We start from the raw sequence: 17,401 nt of genomic DNA, 5'->3' as shown, positions 1-17,401 counted from the left end.
ACTTATTCGCCAAACCGCTCTATCATTTTCTCCACTTGCTCTGCAAACTCTTCCAGATTGCCCCTCTTGACAGTTTCAACCGGAATCACCAGCGCGGTGTCCAAGCTGAGATAAAGGTATACATACGCTTTGCCATATTCGACCCTAAGCAATTCTTCCCAAGCCATCTTATTTTTGCCGCTAGGGGATTTTTCCAAGAGATACTTGGGATTGGCAGGGTCTATAGTCAAAATATACATGCCAAACAAATTGGCTTTTTCACTTTCCGAGTAGCTTTTTAAAATCTGCCGATGTAAATCCAGCTTCATGATTTTTGGCGATAGCACAGCCCACAACAAAGCGATCACCAAGACATAAGCCGTTGCCTGCACATCGTGGTAGTAAAAATAATAAAAAAAGCCAATCAAAAAAATCACGCCAGGGACGATGATGCGGTTCTTTTTTATGTTGTGTTGAATCTCGTCATTTTTAGCGAACTGTAATTCGTTAAAATGGATCAGGTCGCGTTCGCGGAATTCGTATTCGATTTCAAACATATTGTTATTTTTTTTAATTGGTTGTTATTTTTCTAATTGTTATTAAGGAAATGGTTAGTGCATTTTTATTTTGATATAAACGCTGCGTCTAAAGGCGTTGGACAATGTCAACATGGCGGTGCGGAAATAGCCGTGTATGGCAATCTGGTGCATTTTATACAACGATAGGTAAACGACTTTGGCGATAAAGCCGCCGATACTGACCGTACCCATCAAGTTGCCCATCAAATTGCCGACCGTGGTGTATTTGCCCAAGGACACCAGCGAGCCGTAATCATAATACACAAACTCCACAGGCTTACCGCCCTGCAAGCGGTTGATGATGGTTTTTCCCACGGCGGTGGCTTGTTGGTGTGCGGCTTGGGCGCGGGGCGGGACATTGCCTTTATGTCCAGGCCAGACACAGGCGGCGCAATCACCTATCGCAAAAATGTCGTCATCGTTGGTTTTTAAGCTGCTATCGACAACCAGTTGGTTGATATGGTTGGTTTCCAGGCCATCGAGGTTTTTTATCCAGTCAGGTGCCTTGATGCCTGCCGCCCACACTTTGATATTGGCTTCGATGAATTCACCATCGTGCGTGGTGATGCCTTCGGGCGTGACTTCGGTCACCCGGCGTCCTAGTTTCAAATCGACACCCAGCTTGACCAATTGTTGCTGCGTCGCCAAAGCCAGTTTATCGGGCAAAGCCGGCAACAGGCGCGTGGCGGCTTCAATAATCGTAAGCTTGACATCGCTGGTTTCATTTAAGCCATAAATCGCCAGCACGTTGGTCACTTCATGCAATTGCGCGGCAAGTTCCACACCCGTTGCCCCCGCGCCGACTATGGCAATTGACAGCGGCTTAACATTGCCGCTTTCTTTACCGATATAATTTTTTATATACGATTCAAATAATTGTTTTTGAAATTTAAACGCTTGTGACGTGGTGTCGAGAAACAAACAATGCTCGGCGACACCTTTAATATTAAAAGTATTGCTGACACTGCCGACCGACATGACCAAGGTATCATAGGCAAACGTGCGGCGTGGAATCAGCTCTTCGCCAGCATCATTAAAGGCCGGGCTGACATAAATTGCTTTGCTGGCACGATCCAAACCTTCCATCTTGCCCAAACGGAAACGGAAATGGCTGCGGTGCGCCTGTGCCAGATATTCCACTTGTTCCGACTCATCCAGCGTCCCTGCCGCCACTTCATGCAGCAAAGGTTTCCAGATATGCGTGGTCGTGGCATCAATCAAAGTCACTTCCGCCAAACCTTTTTTGCCCAGCTTATGCCCCAATGCGGTCGCCAATTCAATTCCTGCGGCACCGCCACCGACGATGACTATTTTATGTTTGGTGTTGATTTCATTCGCCATAACCCTATCCCCTCAATCTGTGATTACCTACGTTACGCATTATAGCGAATCCATGCCCGGCTGCCTGACTGATTTTATCCATAGGTCAATTGTTTTGAGCCTATTTTTTTCTGACAGGCGGGCCATTGGTGTGCTAATTTTCCCTATAAAAACAATATCGCAAATATAAGGTTACAATGACGCCATGAAAACATCTCTTGCACCTTTTTCTGCGCTAACCCCTGACATCATCCTCAACGCGCTGGATGCCATCGGCTTGCCTTGCGATGGGCGCATGTTGGCTTTAAATAGTTACGAAAACCGTGTTTATCAAGTTGGGATTATTAATGCGCCGGCTTTGGTGGTCAAATTTTACCGCCCTGAACGCTGGACGGATAAGGCTATTTTGGAAGAACACGCTTTTGTCCAGGAATTATACGAAGCAGAATTGCCGGTTGTGCCGACCTTGGCATTCGACGGCGACAAGTCCCTGCATCATATTGATGGTTTTCGTTTTTCCGTGTTCCCCAAACAAGGCGGGCGCGTGCCGGAACTCGAAAGCCGGACAAAACTGGAATGGATGGGAAGGTTACTGGGCAGGATACATGCCACCGGCGCATTAACTCCTTTCAAGGAACGTCCGATATTGGACATCAACAGTTTTGGTGATACGCCAAGAGCCTATCTGTTGGACAATGATTGTATTCCTGCCGAATACGTTGAGACTTACCAGGCCATCAGTGCCCAAGCTTTGGCGGGTGTGCATTCATGCTTTGAAAGGGCGGGAGAAGTCCGGCAATTACGTTTACATGGCGATTGCTACCCAGGAAATATTTTGTGGACCGATGACGGGCCGCATTTTGTCGATTTTGACGATAGCCGCACAGGGCCGGCAATACAGGATTTGTGGATGTTGCTGTCCGGCGGACGGGCGGAGATCACCGTGCAATTACAGCATTTATTGGCTGGTTACCGGACTTTTTATGATTTTGAGCCAAGGGAGCTGCATCTCATCGAGGCGTTACGGACGCTTCGCCTGATCCATTATGCGGCGTGGATTGCCAAACGTTGGGACGACCCCGCATTTCCTGCGGCGTTTCCGTGGTTTACCATGCCCCGTTACTGGCAAGACCGAATCACTGAATTGCAAGAACAAATCGAATTAATGGCGGGGCCGCCATTAACCATCAATCAATTTGACGGCCCGCCATTTTTTGCCGGAGCAGCCAAGTTTTTAACGGATTAAAGGATTTGCGGTGGATGTCCAGAAACCCAAACTGGCTAATTTCGGCTAAATGCCGGGCCGTACCGTAGCCTTTATGCTGGTGGAAAGCAAAATCGGGATAGCTGCTATGGTAAACATCCATAAGCTGGTCACGTTCAACTTTGGCGAGTATGGAAGCGGCGCTAATGGCGGGGATTTTACTATCGCCTTTGACTATCGCCTGGGCCGGCATGGTCAGTTTGGGCAAGCGGTTGCCATCGACCCAGACTTCATCAGGTTGCAGGTGCAAACCGCCAACCGCACGCTGCATGGCGAGCAAAGTGGCTTGCAAAATATTCAGGGTATCTATTTCTTCCACACTGGCGGAGGCGATGGCCCAACTGAGCGCGTGCCGCTTGATCAAACCGGCAAGCATTTCCCGCTTGTCCGCACTCAGGGTTTTTGAGTCGGCCAACCCCATTATCGGTTGCAGTGGGTTTAGAATGACGGCAGCCGCCATGACTGGCCCGGCTAGAGGCCCACGGCCTGCTTCGTCAACTCCGGCGAGCATCATTGCTTAGATTGTGTTGCGCAAAGTTAAACAGTGGGTACAAAAAACCTGTCTTTTTACTCACATCCCCTCCAATTTTGCGTAATCCAAAAGCGGATCAACGCATGATGCCCCGGGTGACGTTACGCAAAAAACTTACCATATCAGAGACTTGCTTGCTGTCACCTGCCATATCTTCCATCTGCTCTATCGCATCTTCCAAGCGCAAGTTCATTTTATAAATAAGCTTGTAAGATTTTCTGATCAGACGGATATCCTCGGCGGAGATGCCATTGCGTTCCATGCCCACGGAATTGATGCCATGCGGACGTGTCGGTTTGCCACCGACCATAATGAAAGGCGGGATGTCTTGGGTGATGGCGCTGCCCATCGCGGCAAAACTGTACTGGCCTATCTGCGTAAATTGGTGCACCAACGTGAAACCGCCAAGTATGGCATGGCTGTTCAAGCGGACGTGGCCCGCTAAAGATGCACCGTTTGCCATGATGACATGGTCGCCGATCACACAATCATGGGCGACATGGGTATAAGCCATAAACAAGTTATCGCTGCCGATGTGGGTAAGGCTGTGGTCTTGCTTAGTGCCTCTGTGCAACGAGGTGAATTCACGGATGGTGTTCCTGTCACCAATTTCCAGGCGGGTCACTTCGGCGGCATATTTTTTGTCTTGTGGGTCTTCGCCAATAGATGAAAACTGGTAAATGCGGTTGTCTTTACCTATGGATGTGGGGCCTTTGATGACGACATGTGAACCGATGACCGTACCGGAAGCAATTTTCACCCCGGCACCAATAACAGAATAAGCACCGACGGAAACATCGCCAGCCAATTCTGCATCGCTATCAATGAGGGCGGTAGGATGTATCAAGGTTAATCCACCACTGCCGCACAACGGATTTCCGCGCTGGCGACAAATTCGCCGTCGACTTCAGCGCAACATTCAAATGCCCAGATATTGCGTTTGCTTTTGACAAAGTTGACTTTGAGCATCAATTGGTCACCAGGGACGACAGGGCGTTTGAATTTGGCCTTATCAATGCCGACCAGATAATAAATCATACCATCCAATTCGTCGCCAGCCGTTTCAGATGCCAACAAGCCGGTGGCTTGGGCCAATGCTTCCAGAATCAAAACCCCAGGCATAATCGGTTTTTGCGGAAAATGCCCTTGGAAAAAAGGTTCGTTATAAGTGACGTTTTTGATGCCGGTTAAACTAACCCCAGGTTTACACTCGACTACTTTATCAACCAAAAGAAAAGGATAGCGATGCGGTAAAAATTCTTGTATTTGAAGAATATCTAATGTGATAGACATAGTTAAGGTGCTTTATCTAGGGGTTAGTGTGCGTATGCGGGGAATGGTCAAATCAATCTGGCATACCGGCGAGTTTTTGCTGGACTTGGGTCGTCACGTCAATTTTTTCACTCGCGTAAATCACACCGTCAGTAAGCAATAAATCAAAATTTTGGTCTTTGGCGATGGCGCGGATCGCTTCGACAATCCGGCGTTGCAATTTGCCTAATTCTTCATTACGGCGGGCATTAAAATCTTCGCTGAATTCCTGTTGTGAGCGTTTGGCGTCGCGTTTTTTATTGATGATGTCTTTTTCCAGGTTGGCACGTTCCGCATCGCCCATAACGGAGCCATCGCGGGTCATGCGTTCTTCTTTGGTTTGTATTTCTTTTTGTTGGGCAACCAATTGCCGGTCGCGTGGGGAAAATTCTTGTTCCAGACGTTTTTTGGCTTTTTCCGCTTGCGGGGCTTTCTCAAGAACGGCAGGGATGTTCACGAAACCAATTTTCAAGTCGGCAAAGCCCGCAGTGGCGTTTGCAGTCAGTAACACGCCTAAAAATAATCCAATTTTGTTTTTCATTGTAAAATCAATCTCCAAAGGTAAATAGTAAATGTTGTTACTGATATTACAATCCCATCAGTTCTTGCACTGCATCCTAATCATGCTAAAGCAAGAACTGATGGGATTGTAATATCCATTCAATTAAGTATCGTCAAATTATAGGGGATAAGCGAAGCAAACCAAAAGAACTAATACTAGAAATTCTGGCCGAAGTTGAATTGGAACAACTGGCTTTGATCTTTTATGTCAACGGAATTGCCATCGTTGTTAATGTAAGTGGTGTTGCCGACATTTAAAGGCTGGGCGACACTGATAGACAATGCCCCAAAAGGCGACAGCCATTCGCCCGACAAACCTGCGGCATATTTTAAATTGTCCAAATTGAAATTGTTGGTGATCGTTCCGGCATCCATAAACGCGCCTAAACGCACGGATTTGACATCTGATAAAAACGGCACGGGGAAAAACAATTCTGCATTACCAATAATTTTTGTCGAGCCACCCAATGGATACCCGTTTGAGTCACGCGGCCCCAAGGTATTGTTCCTAAAACCACGCACAGAGCCAGTTCCGCCGCCATAGTAATTTTCGAAAAATGGCAAGCTTTTAGTTTTGCCGTAACCGTGCCCATAGGCAGCTTCAGCTTGCACCCGAAAAGTGAAGTCTTTCGCTAGCGGGAAATAAAGCTGATGTTTGTAACTGACTTTATAGTATTCCAGGTCGCTGCCAGGCACGGTGACTAACCCGGACAAACGTTGCTGGCCGCCACTGCTGGGAAATATCGCCCGATTGAGCGTATCGTGCGTCCAGTTTAAGGTCGGGGATATGGTCAGAAAACTGTCGCCTTCTTTATCAATAAAATCTTTGATTTGTTTTGATGAATAATTAGACGTACTCAATTGGGTGTGCTTGCCTTCCAAACCAAAACGCACTTGGTCGAATTCGTTTAACGGGATACCAAAATCCATACCCGCGTTCAACACTTCGGTCGAATAATTGGCGATGTTGATCCGCCCCGCATTCCGTTTGGTGTAACCCGCATTGTAGCCGACACTGACACCGTCAGTGGTGAAATAAGGGTTGAAAAAACCCAGTTGGTAACTGGTCAGATAGTTGCTGTTGTTAAATGCCAGATTGATCCTTTTACCTGAGCCGAACACGTTGTCTTGGGAAATATTGGCATTCAAAACAATGCCTTGTACTTGCGAAAAACCGATGCCGGCGGACAGGTTGCCGGAGGCTTTTTCGACCACGGAGAATTTGACATCAATCTGGTCGTTGGTGCCAACCACTGGCGGCGTTTCAACATTGACCGATTCAAAATATCCCAAACGCTCCAGCCGCGTTTTAGAGCGGTCAATCTTGGCGCTGGATGCCCAACTTGACTCCATTTGCCGCATTTCGCGGCGCAACACTTCATCGCGGGTTTTGGTATTGCCGCTCATATTGATTTGGTGGACGTAGGCACGTTTGCCAGGGTCAACGAAAAAAGTCATATCAACCGTTTTTTTGGCTTCGTTGATGTCCGGCACCATGTTAACGTTGGCGAACGCATAACCATCATTGCCCAAACGGTCAGAAATGGCTTTGGAGGTTTCCGTAGCGCTTTTTCTGGAAAAGACTTCACCGGGGCCAATGCCGACCAATTTAACCAGCTCTTCCGGGGGTGCGACTAAATTGCCTGCCAATTTGACTTTCTCTAGCGTATAAACATCGCCTTCCTTGACATTGATGGTGATGTAAATGCCTTTTTTATCAGGAGTGATGGCGACTTGGGTGGAGTCGATGGCGAAATTGATATAACCGCGATCCAGATAATAAGAGCGCAAAGTTTCAAGGTCGGCGGACAGTTTTTGTTTGGAATACTGGTCATCCTTGCTGTAAAACGACAACCAGTTGGTCGTGCTTAATTCGATGGTGTCCAGCAAGGTTTTATCATCGAAAGCCTGGTTGCCGACGATATTGATTTGTTGGATTTTGGCGACCTTGCCTTCAGATATGTTGATGTGTATCCCTACCCGGTTGCGGGTCAGCGCGGAGACATCGGTTTTGATTTTTAAGCCATATTTGCCGTGGCTGAGGTACTGGCGGTTCAATTCTTGTTCAACTTTATCAAGCACCTGCCTATCAAAAATTTTGCCTTCCGACAAGCCGATTTTGTCGAGCGCCTTTTTCAAATCATCTTTGGATAAATCTTTGTTGCCTTCAAATATAATTTTGGCAATCGACGGGCGTTCCACGACATTGACCACCAATGTTGAGCCGACTTTTTCCAAGGCAATGTCTTTAAAAAATCCGGTTTTGAACAAGGCCCTGATCGCCGGGGCAACTTTTTCCTGGGAAAACCTCTCGCCCACATTCACGGGCAAATAGTTATAAACCGTCCCTAGTGAAATACGTTGCAAGCCATTAACTTTTATATCGCTGACAATAAATTCTTCGTCACTTTTAACTGTCTGGGAAACAAGCAAACCTAGCAATAACCAGCGAGAAAAATGATGTAATTTCATGTCAACGGAAAAAGTAAAACATTAATATTGAAAGAATAGATAGGCGGCGATTATAACACAGTAACAATTGAAACCGCCTTACGCCCTATCTATGGAGAAACTCAGGGTCTCGCTGATGGCTTTAGCATGGCCCAAGACCATAAGCAAGCGATCCAATCCGATAGCAATCCCTGAACAATCTGGCAAACCCGCAGCCAAAGCCGCCAGCAAACGCTGGTCTTTGAATACAGGAGCCAAGCTTTGTTCCTGCCGAACCTGGATTTCTTTGGTAAAACGGCGATCCTGCTCATCGGCATCGGTCAATTCATAAAAGCCATTACCCAATTCAATGCCATTTATAAACAATTCAAGCCGATCAACGGTGTCTGGATTATCGGCACTGATTCTGGCCAGCGACGACTGGCAGGCCGGATAACCATAAACCATGCACAGGGCATTATCTCCCAATAAGGGCTGGACTTTATGGCTGAATATGAAATCCAGCCACAACAGGTGATTGTCAGTGCAAAGGCCAACGGCTTCCGGCAAGCCATTTGCCACGGCATAAGCACAATAGTCTTGATGGCAAAACTGTAAAGGATCCAGGCCCGTGTGCTGCTGGAACACGGCTTGGTAACTCATCCGCCGGGCCGCCTGCAAACCGTAGCCGTTAAACAAACCGGCAAACAAGGCTTCAATCTCATCCATCAGTTGCGGCAGGGTAAAGCCAACCCGATACCATTCCAGCAAGGTAAATTCAGGATTATGGAAGCGTCCCGACTCACCATTTCTGAACGCCTTGCAGATTTGATAAATTGAACCACTGCCAGCGGCAAGCAGGCGTTTCATGGCGAATTCCGGCGAGGTTTGCAAGAATAACCGCTGTTGCAGGGGCGTCCGGCAAAACTCTGTCGAAAAAAAAGCTAATTGCGGATCGGTTCCTGTACAGTCGCCGAGTAAAGGCGTTTCTACTTCAAGTACCGAGCGTCCGTGAAAAAAACGGCGGATGTCATGCAGCAATTCTGCCCGCAAACGCAATAATTCCAGACTGCACGAGGGCTGCCAATCTTGCTGCACTATTCTTTGACGCGGGAAATATATTCGCCAGTGCGGGTGTCAACCTTGATGACTTCGCCCGTTTGGACAAACAACGGAACCCGAACCACCGCCCCTGTAACCAGTTTTGCCGGTTTACCGCCGCCACCTGAAGTATCGCCACGGACACCGGGATCGGTTTCAACAATTTCCAATTCCACGAAATTGCCTGGCGTAACCGCCAAAGGCGCGTCATTCCATAAAGTAACGAAGCAAAAATCCTGGTCTTTTAACCATAAAGCCGCATCGCCGACGATTTTTGGATCAGCTTGGTACTGCTCAAAAGTATCCTGGACCATAAAATGGCGGAATTCACCGTCGTTATAAAGAAACTGCATTTCCACATCGACAACGTCAGCGCCATCCAGCGACTCGCCCGACTTAAATGTTCGTTCAATCACACGGCCTGTTTTTAAGTTCCTGATTTTAACCCGGTTAAATGCCTGGCCTTTGCCTGGTTTGACAAACTCATTTTCAATAATTGCACAAGGGTCATTGTCCAGCATGACCTTCAACCCCGCCCTAAACTCATTCGTGCTATAAACAGCCATGTTATCCTCAATTTTATAGTAATTGGACACAATATTTAAAAGTCGACCATTATAATGGAGGCATTGCTTGAGAGAAACTTTAAATCCCCACCCCATGACCGAAAAACACGACGAAACCGAACATCTTGCCCAAAATTGGCAACAACAACTGAGTGGCGCATTCACTTGCATAGACGATTTGTGTGGCTATCTACGCTTATCAAAAGATCAATTGCCCCTTTCCACAGCAGCAAGCCAAAGCTTTGCCTTGCGGGTTCCATTAAGCTTTGCCGCCAGCATGGAAAAAGGCAACCCCCAAGATCCTTTGTTGCGCCAAGTGCTGCCAGTTGCAGATGAATTGCACCTATATCCTGGTTTTAGCGACGATCCGGTCGGCGATTTGTCGGCAGTTGCCGAAATCGGCGTACTGCACAAATATCAAGGCCGCGTGTTGTTAATCAATACCGGCAGTTGTGCCATCAATTGCCGCTACTGTTTCCGCCGTAATTTTCCTTATGCACAAATCCAATTGGGCAAACAAAAACAACAAGCGGCCTTGGATTATATTGCCGCCGACCACAGTATCACCGAAGTGATTTTAAGTGGCGGCGACCCTTTGCTGTTAAACGATGCCCAGCTTGGCGGACTTATCCAACAGATCAACCCTATCGGACATGTCCAACGCATCCGCATCCACAGCCGCTTGCCAATTGTATTGCCGGCCCGCATCACCGACGAACTGGTGGCTATCCTGGCAAGCAGCGGCAAAACGATCATTATGGTTGTGCATTGCAACCATGCCAATGAACTCAGCCCGCGCGTGACGACCGCACTTAAGCTCTTAAAAAGCCACGGCATCACGGTGTTCAACCAAGCCGTGCTGCTTAGTGGCGTCAATGACGATGCCAAGATACTCTGCCAGCTTAGCGAACAGCTCTTTAAGCATGGCGTTATTCCGTATTATCTGCATTTGCTGGATAAAGTGCGGGGTGCCGGCCATTTTGAAGTGGGCCTGACTGAAGCCTTGCGCCTGATGCAAGAAGTCCAGACGGCCTTGCCTGGGTATCTTGTGCCCAAATTAGTGAAAGAACAGGCGGGAGCGGCTTATAAACGTTATGCCCATGATTTGCTATAAGCCCCAGGATTGGCAATAACCAACATAACCAATTAATAAAATAACTACGACAAATACCAGCAGGATCAAGCGATTGGCTGCTACGGTTCCACACGACAGGCAAAAACCACAGGCACACAATAGCCATTTGTCAATGTTAATATTACCAATCCAAGCTAATTGCAATATAAAAGCCTGAGACTAGACTTTAGACTGGATAGCAGGCGGCCCCATACATTTAAAGCCACCTTGCTTATCCCACCCGCCTAACGGCTTGTCCTTAAGTTTATTCCGCAATTGGAGGAAATATGAAAAAGTTAATCATGCTGTCCTTGCTGGGTTTAATGTCTTTTACGCTGCCTGTGTTTGCCGCACCAGTCAATATCAACACCGCCGACGCCAAAACCATTGCTGATGCCTTAAATGGCATTGGCCTGAAAAAAGCCGAAGCCATAGTGCAATACCGCACTGAAAAAGGCCCGTTCAAAGCTATTGAAGAATTGGCAAATGTGCCGGGTATTGGTGAGAAAACCATTGAAAAGAACAAGGCTGATCTTTTATTGGGTGATGCGGCTGCCGTACCGTCAAAACCGGTGGCTGAGAAAAAAGCCAAATAAGTTGTTGTAAGCCTCTTCGAGGCGGCTATCTAGCCGTCTCGAAGTTTGTTGATGGGAAAAAACAAAACTGATTGGGCATTGCCTATCTGCAATCAGAATCAAGGCCAACCAGTTCATATCCCTCAAAATCTGCAAGTTTAGGTGTGAAATCCGGCAATAAGTCTTTGCTGACTATTCCCCAAACCCCATCGCCTGTTTTGCCAACGCGGTTTTGGCGGCGGGGATATGGTCTAACAATGCCAATCCGAAATTTCTGGCGGCGGCGATTGCCAGCCAGTCATTAGAGAATATTTTCACGACACTGTCGGTAAAGCCGATGACGCGGGCATGGTCTTGCTGCCTCGCTTGGGTGTAGGTGGACAGCACTTCGTTGCAACCGATGTCTTGCTGGTTTTGTGCCGCGCTGGTCAAGTCGGCGGCTAGCTGCATGACATCGCGCAAACCTAAGTTAAAACCTTGTCCGGCGACGGGGTGCAGTTGGTGGACGGCGTTGCCGATGATGACGGCACGGTCACGCTGCATGGTTTCGGCACGGATTAACGACAAAGGAAACGCGCGTCTGGGATCGGTCAACATCAATTCGCCTAAGCGATAGCCAAAACAATTTTGCAATTCGTCACGGAAATCCTTTTCGCTGCCCAACATCAGGGCTTCGGCTTCTTCGGTGGTGCGGGTCCAGACGACCGAGCTGTGGGATTTGCCTTGTGGCAATAAGGCCAAGGGGCCGGAGGTGGTGAAGCGTTCGTAGGCGGTGTTACGGTTCGGTAGCGTAGATTTAACGGTGGTGACCAGGGCGGTTTGCCGATAGTCGGTGACGTGCTGCGGGATGTCCAGCAAGGTACGCACAGAAGACAGGCCGCCATCGGCACCGACCAGCAGTTTCGCGCTGAGGTTGACGGATTCATTATCTTGCTTGAGGCTGACATTGATTTCATCGCCGCCGGACATCAACCCGACCAGCCTCGCCGGGGCAATGATGTCGACAGGGCTTTGCCCGACCAACTCGGCGACATGGCCTTCAATGTCGCGGGCGATAATGACATAGCCCAAGGCGGCGACCTGGGCTTTTTCCGCCGATAAACGGGTTTTGCCAAAATGTCCACGGTCAGAAATGTGGATGTGTTTAATCGCGGTGGCTTTATCGGCGATGCCTTGCCAAATGTCCAAAGCTTCTAAGGCATTGACCGTACCTGCCGCCAAGGCCAAAGCGCGGTCGCCAGCGGGTGCGGCTTGCAGTTGGGCGCGGGTGTTGGACTCGATGATGGCGATACGCAAGCCGCTGTCCTGCAAGGCCAAAGCCAGGCAATTGCCAGCCAAACCGCCACCGACAATAATCAGGTCATAATCATATTGCATCAACGGGCCTGCTGCATCAGTGCTTCAATTTCCGCGATGGTTTTTGGCACGCTACGGGTCAGGACTTCGTTGCCGTCTTCCGTAACCAGCACATCGTCTTCGATGCGGATACCGATGCCACGCCACTTCGCATCGACTTTTTTGCAATCGGCGGGGATGTACAAGCCGGGTTCGACGGTCAGCACCATGCCGGGTTCCAGCACACGCCATTCATCGTTGATTTTATAATCGCCGACATCGTGGACATCCATACCCAGCCAGTGTCCGGTGCGGTGCATGTAAAAGGCTTTGTATTTTTCATCTTTGATCAGCTTTTTGACGCGGCCTTTGAGCAAACCCAGTTTGACAAGGCCACGGGTCAGCACTTCCACAGCGGCTTCATGGGGTTGTATCCAGTCCGCGCCAGGTTTGACTTGGGCGATGGCGGCAGTTTGGGCATCCAAGACCAATTGGTAAAGCTGGCGTTGCGCGTCACTGAACGTGCCGGACACGGGGAAGGTGCGGGTGATGTCCGCCGCATAATGGTCGCATTCCGCCCCGGCATCAATCAGCAGCAAATCGCCGTCTTTCAAAATGTCAGTGTTGCCGGTGTAATGTAAGGTGCACGCATTTTTACCACCGGCAACGATGGACGGATAGGCGACGGCACGAAGCCCCGCCTGCATGAAGTGGTAAACCAGTTCGGCTTCGATTTGATATTCGTAACGTCCGGCGCGGCAAGCCTGCATGGCTTTGATATGGCCTTGCGCGGACACGTCGGCGGCAAGGCGCATCAGTTTCAGTTCGGCGGCGGATTTGAACAAACGCATTTCGTGGAGGATTTGTTCAATCGCGCTGAGTTCGTGCGGTGCGGTGGCACCGGAGCGGGCTTTTTCGCGCAATTGCTTAAGCCAATCCAAAACGCTGGCGTCCAACTCGGCATCGTGGCCTAGCGGATAAAACACCTTGCGTTTGCCCGCCAGCAATTCGGGCAATTTTTCATCGACTTCGTTGATTGAAAACGCTTCGTCGGCGGCATAGTGTTTAGCCGCACCTTCCAGACCCGCATGTGCGCCTTCCCACAGGGCTTTGGTTTCGTCAAATTCGCGGCAGAACAGGATGTATCCGCCTTCTTCCCGCCCAGGCACGAACACCGCCAAGGCATCCGGTTCATTGAATCCGGTCAGGTAATAAAAATCGCTGTCTTGCCGGAACGGATAATCGACATCGCGGTTGCGGGTGTGCATTCCGGCACTGCTTATCAGTGCGATATTGCCGACACCGACACTTTGCAACAATTGTTGGCGGCGTTTTTTAAATTCGTTGGCTTTCATGTCCACCTCCTAGTGTATGGTCGTGTCGCGCTCATCTTCCAGTTCATCACGCAGCAACATCACCGCCGACCTGAGATATTCGGTTATTTCTGCAAACGCCGCTTCGTCTTCTTCACCTTCTGCGTTAGTGTCCAGTCTGGTGAATTCGGCAACGTCCTTAAGAATGCTTTGTGCATCCCCGCCCAAAGCCTTGCGGATTTGCCCACAGCCGATGCCAAACAAAAAACCTTGGCACCAGCTCTTCAAAGCAAGCAAACGCCCGGACAGCAATTCGTCATCATCAGGCAACAGCAAGTCAAATTCGAATGACTCACTGGCAAGCAAGCGGCGGGTTTCTTCAAACAGGCGGACCAACAATTGGCTTGCCTCAGCCTGCAAAGATTGGCCCTCATCGAGCAACTCTTCCAACCAATAGGCGGAAGTGGTTTGCGGGTTGACACACAACAGCCCCGCCGCCATGCCATGCGCTTCAGCGGCATTCAGGTCTGGGCTGTGGGCTGCCAAAAAGTTATTTATCGTTGAGTAGGGCATGGTTCCAATAATAATTGCACTATCGCTAAAAGAAAAATTCCGCTTATGCTACCATTGATTATTCAGTTGGATAACAGTTTGTTTACCCCGAACCGCAACGTATCAGCCCCTGTCATGAACCCATCACTTATTGACCAACCCCTAGCATTACAAGAACTTGAAGAAAAGCTTGACCAGCTCATCGAACACTATCAGGCGATAAAAAAAGATAACCAGTTGTTGCGGCAACGCCAGCAAGAATTGCTGGAAGAGAAAGCCCAACTTCTGGAAAAATCGGCATTGGCAAGAAGCCGTGTCGAAGCCATGATTAGCCGTCTGAAAGCGATGGAGGAAAAGTTATGAACAACAAACCCCATGCCGTCTCCATCATGATTATGGGCAAGGAATACCGGATTGCCTGCGCCCCTGACGATCAGGATGAATTATTGCAATCCGCACTGGAGTTGGATGCACAAATGCGCAAAATGCGTGATTCGGGCAAAGTCAACGGAGCTGACCGCATCGCCGTCATTTCCGCGCTAAATTTGGCCCATGAATTGCAGGTCTCCAAAAATCAAAATACCTTGCTTAAACGGCAATTGAACGACTGCCTTGCCAATATCAGCAACAAAATAGAAAACGTTTTGGAAAATCCCCAAACACGTTAAACTATAAACCTGCATCTCCTACCGTGTTTGACAGTGTGCTGGGTGTTTCCTGAACCTGTATTAACCCCGGGGGCTGTTGCCTGGTCATGGTGCGCATGCTTGTTTTAGACAAGAAGCCTGATTGATCCGCCGTGCCCCCACTTGAACCATTGGTTCAAGGACGAAAGCGCGTATCGGCACAGGCGGGAGATGCACTCACTATCCTACCTGCTTTACCCCTCCCTGAATCCAGGTTTCCAGCTAGACTTGCGCTTCAAGCGCGTCTGTCAGTTACGTTAAGTGCTTACCCTAAAGTTTTCCAGACTTTTTTAAATCAATCGGGAGTACAAACCCAGGTTTGTACTCCTAAATACTATTTGAAAACTTATGTTTAATGACTTAATGCCCCCCTGTTTCTGTTTTATACCACTCTCCCATAAGTGCTTGCCGAAACCATTTTAGCGAAAAAATCTGTTTCTAATACATACACTTATGAAACAATCAATAGCCTCGAAATTACTCTACAGTGCGCTGGACTTGGTGCTTTTGCCAGGTTTTTATACCGCTTTTGCATCCAGCTTTCCATTCTAGGCGTATTAAGGTTAATGAGATAACTATGAACGGATATTCCGGCACTGAACGAGATAAGCGGATGGACAATGGCCTAGCGGATGTCCAGGATGATTCCGTAAGCGCATTTTCCACGGCATTGCCTGACGCTGGCGAGCAACAATTACAGAGTTTGATTGAGCGGATTATGGAACAGGATCAACAGGCATTTGCCGCTTTGTACGGGCAATTGCTGGAGCGTGTTTATGGTTTGGCCCTTAGGATCACCCGCCATGCCCAGCTTGCCGAAGAAGTCACCGAAGATGCGTTCTGGCAAGTCTGGCGGCAAGCCCCGCGTTTTGATGCACAACGTGGCGGCGTGGTCGTCTGGGTGATGACCATTGCCCGTAGCCGGGCACTGGATGCACTACGCCGCCAAGATGCCGTGGAGTGTGAAGAAGCCACGGAGACAACAAATCTTGCCGGAGACAATCCGCAAGATTTGTTGTCAGCCACCGAAGAAAGCAGCCGCGTCCATGACGCATTGGCGCAACTTGACCCGCTCCCCCGGCAATTAGTGGCACTGGCTTTTTTTCGCGGCTTAAGCCATGACGAAATAGCCCGGCACATGGATTTGCCGCTGGGCACCGTAAAATCGCATATCCGCCGCGCCCTACTCAGCCTTAAACAAACACTGGCTACTGCCGCCGACTATTGATTATGAAGATATGACAAGTAAAACCGATCCTTCAGAAACGACTGAATCTACGCTGGAACAGGCCGAACTCGCCCGCCTGCTGACTGGACATATCGCGCCGCTCATGCCTGATGCGCGTATCCAACAGTCATTATCAGCACGCTTGCAGGAGCGGGTGGCGCGTAGCGTTATCGAACACAGCCGATTGTTGACGGTCAGGGCCAAAAACGGAGTTTGGCAAACACTCAAAAAAGGCGTCCGTTTCAAGATGTTGTGGCAAGGCGACCAAGGCAATTCGGTACTGATTGATTTCGCGCCAGGCGCGGCATTGCCTGTACACCGGCACAATTGGCTGGAAGAAGGCATCGTCTTGCGCGGCGGTTTGCAAATGGGCGGCTTGGAACTGGATTTATATGATTATCATGTCTCGCCGCCCAACAGCCGCCATGAAAGCATCCGATCCCGGCAAGGCGCGTTGGCTTATTTACGCGGCACCTCGCTAGGACATGCGCCAGCCGTAACCCGCGAACTACTGGGCGGCTTGTTGCCATTTGGCGGCAACTTGGGCGAAAGCGTTTTTGCCCATGACGACGGCGACTGGCATCCCATTGCTGACGGCGTTTCCAGAAAAATCCTGCATACCGATGGGACACTTTCATCCTCTATGTTTCGTCTGGAACCCGGTTCCAGTGTCGGTCTCCATGCCCATACCCAACACGAGGAATGTATGATGCTCAGCGGCGAGTTGTTTTTAGGGGATATTTTATTACAGGCCGGCGATTACCAACTGGCTCCTGCGGGAACCCTACATGGGGAAGCGTTCAGTGATGTGGGTGCCTTGCTGTTTGTACGCGGGTCGGCGGATTGATTTTAAGTACCCATGCAAAAAATTTTTGTGCAAACCTGTCAGGTCTTAAAGACCTGACAGGTTTTAATGCCTGAAAACTTATGCGCGGGTACTTATAAAATACCAGTGC

Annotated in this window: 19 protein-coding genes and 1 other RNA gene; 8 read left to right on the top strand and 12 right to left on the bottom strand. The window is 49.2% G+C overall.

All coding sequences use genetic code 11. The features are described 5' to 3' along the window. Window positions 1-2 precede the first annotated feature (2 nt). Together PHH59_RS11495 and PHH59_RS11490 are read right to left on the bottom strand one after the other, a co-directional pair. Window positions 3-536: a YcxB family protein gene (locus tag PHH59_RS11495; RefSeq protein WP_300015955.1), complete on the bottom strand. Its 534-nt coding sequence runs from the start codon at window positions 534-536 to the stop codon at window positions 3-5. 54 nt (window positions 537-590) lie between these two features. Continuing rightward, the gene (locus PHH59_RS11490) at window positions 591-1,898 is read right to left on the bottom strand and encodes an NAD(P)/FAD-dependent oxidoreductase (RefSeq protein ID WP_300015952.1); all 1,308 of its coding nucleotides are present in this window, start codon (window positions 1,896-1,898) and stop codon (window positions 591-593) included. A gap of 184 nt (window positions 1,899-2,082) precedes the next feature. On the opposite strand from PHH59_RS11490, the gene PHH59_RS11485 reads away from it, so the two are divergent. After that, the gene (locus PHH59_RS11485) at window positions 2,083-3,123 is read left to right on the top strand and encodes a serine/threonine protein kinase (protein ID WP_300015949.1); all 1,041 of its coding nucleotides are present in this window, start codon (window positions 2,083-2,085) and stop codon (window positions 3,121-3,123) included. Here the strand turns inward: PHH59_RS11485 and rnhB are convergent. The 7 genes from rnhB to efp form a co-directional block, all read right to left on the bottom strand. After that, window positions 3,065-3,652, bottom strand: coding sequence for a ribonuclease HII (gene rnhB, locus PHH59_RS11480; protein ID WP_300016092.1), 588 nt, complete (start codon window positions 3,650-3,652; stop codon window positions 3,065-3,067). The genes PHH59_RS11485 and rnhB overlap by 59 nt on opposite strands. A gap of 97 nt (window positions 3,653-3,749) precedes the next feature. Continuing rightward, the gene (gene lpxA, locus PHH59_RS11475) at window positions 3,750-4,520 is read right to left on the bottom strand and encodes an acyl-ACP--UDP-N-acetylglucosamine O-acyltransferase (protein ID WP_300015945.1); all 771 of its coding nucleotides are present in this window, start codon (window positions 4,518-4,520) and stop codon (window positions 3,750-3,752) included. 2 nt (window positions 4,521-4,522) lie between these two features. Beyond that, a complete protein-coding gene (gene fabZ, locus PHH59_RS11470; protein WP_300015941.1) occupies window positions 4,523-4,966 on the bottom strand; it encodes a 3-hydroxyacyl-ACP dehydratase FabZ in 444 nt (147 codons plus the stop codon). A gap of 52 nt (window positions 4,967-5,018) precedes the next feature. Further along, window positions 5,019-5,525: an OmpH family outer membrane protein gene (locus PHH59_RS11465; protein ID WP_300015938.1), complete on the bottom strand. Its 507-nt coding sequence runs from the start codon at window positions 5,523-5,525 to the stop codon at window positions 5,019-5,021. A gap of 176 nt (window positions 5,526-5,701) precedes the next feature. Beyond that, complete coding sequence (gene bamA / locus PHH59_RS11460) at window positions 5,702-8,017, bottom strand: outer membrane protein assembly factor BamA (RefSeq protein WP_300015935.1); 2,316 nt, start codon at window positions 8,015-8,017, stop codon at window positions 5,702-5,704. Between the two features lie 78 nt (window positions 8,018-8,095). After that, window positions 8,096-9,073: an EF-P lysine aminoacylase EpmA gene (epmA, locus tag PHH59_RS11455; RefSeq protein ID WP_300015932.1), complete on the bottom strand. Its 978-nt coding sequence runs from the start codon at window positions 9,071-9,073 to the stop codon at window positions 8,096-8,098. After that, the gene (gene efp, locus PHH59_RS11450) at window positions 9,073-9,642 is read right to left on the bottom strand and encodes an elongation factor P (RefSeq protein WP_300015929.1); all 570 of its coding nucleotides are present in this window, start codon (window positions 9,640-9,642) and stop codon (window positions 9,073-9,075) included. Before efp ends, epmA begins: the two co-directional genes overlap by 1 nt. A 94-nt stretch (window positions 9,643-9,736) precedes the next feature. Between efp and epmB the strand changes: the two genes are divergently transcribed. Together epmB and PHH59_RS11440 are read left to right on the top strand one after the other, a co-directional pair. Further along, window positions 9,737-10,756, top strand: a complete 1,020-nt coding sequence (gene epmB, locus PHH59_RS11445; protein WP_300015925.1) for an EF-P beta-lysylation protein EpmB — start codon at window positions 9,737-9,739, stop codon at window positions 10,754-10,756. A 287-nt stretch (window positions 10,757-11,043) separates the two neighbouring features. Further along, window positions 11,044-11,352, top strand: coding sequence for a helix-hairpin-helix domain-containing protein (locus PHH59_RS11440; RefSeq protein WP_300015922.1), 309 nt, complete (start codon window positions 11,044-11,046; stop codon window positions 11,350-11,352). A 171-nt stretch (window positions 11,353-11,523) separates the two neighbouring features. Here the strand turns inward: PHH59_RS11440 and ubiH are convergent, their stop codons facing one another. From ubiH to PHH59_RS11425, 3 genes are read right to left on the bottom strand one after another with little or no spacing between them, the layout of a single operon-like run. Beyond that, window positions 11,524-12,708 carry a 2-octaprenyl-6-methoxyphenyl hydroxylase gene (gene ubiH, locus PHH59_RS11435; RefSeq protein WP_300015919.1) on the bottom strand — a complete coding sequence of 395 codons (1,185 nt, stop codon included), beginning with the start codon at window positions 12,706-12,708 and terminating at the stop codon, window positions 11,524-11,526. Continuing rightward, window positions 12,708-14,021 carry a Xaa-Pro aminopeptidase gene (pepP, locus tag PHH59_RS11430; RefSeq protein ID WP_300015916.1) on the bottom strand — a complete coding sequence of 438 codons (1,314 nt, stop codon included), beginning with the start codon at window positions 14,019-14,021 and terminating at the stop codon, window positions 12,708-12,710. The genes ubiH and pepP overlap by 1 nt, the downstream gene beginning before the upstream one ends. A gap of 9 nt (window positions 14,022-14,030) precedes the next feature. Continuing rightward, window positions 14,031-14,525, bottom strand: coding sequence for a UPF0149 family protein (locus tag PHH59_RS11425; RefSeq protein ID WP_300015913.1), 495 nt, complete (start codon window positions 14,523-14,525; stop codon window positions 14,031-14,033). A 141-nt stretch (window positions 14,526-14,666) separates the two neighbouring features. On the opposite strand from PHH59_RS11425, the gene PHH59_RS11420 reads away from it, so the two are divergent. From PHH59_RS11420 to PHH59_RS11400, 5 genes are all read left to right on the top strand, one after another. Continuing rightward, entirely contained in the window at window positions 14,667-14,894 is a 228-nt protein-coding gene (locus tag PHH59_RS11420) for a TIGR02449 family protein (RefSeq protein ID WP_300015911.1), read from the top strand. Beyond that, window positions 14,891-15,199: a cell division protein ZapA gene (locus PHH59_RS11415; RefSeq protein WP_300015908.1), complete on the top strand. Its 309-nt coding sequence runs from the start codon at window positions 14,891-14,893 to the stop codon at window positions 15,197-15,199. Before PHH59_RS11420 ends, PHH59_RS11415 begins: the two co-directional genes overlap by 4 nt. A gap of 12 nt (window positions 15,200-15,211) precedes the next feature. Beyond that, window positions 15,212-15,392: non-coding RNA, 6S RNA (gene ssrS, locus PHH59_RS11410), on the top strand. 402 nt (window positions 15,393-15,794) lie between these two features. Beyond that, window positions 15,795-16,445, top strand: a complete 651-nt coding sequence (locus PHH59_RS11405) for a sigma-70 family RNA polymerase sigma factor (RefSeq protein WP_300015905.1) — start codon at window positions 15,795-15,797, stop codon at window positions 16,443-16,445. A 10-nt stretch (window positions 16,446-16,455) separates the two neighbouring features. Next, entirely contained in the window at window positions 16,456-17,292 is an 837-nt protein-coding gene (locus PHH59_RS11400; RefSeq protein WP_300015902.1) for a cupin domain-containing protein, read from the top strand. Window positions 17,293-17,401 lie beyond the last annotated feature (109 nt).

It is taken from the genome of Methylovulum sp. (assembly GCF_028687615.1).
In the GTDB taxonomy this organism is placed as follows: Bacteria; Pseudomonadota; Gammaproteobacteria; order Methylococcales; family Methylomonadaceae; genus Methylovulum.
This window is presented reverse-complemented; position numbering and strand designations above follow the sequence as displayed.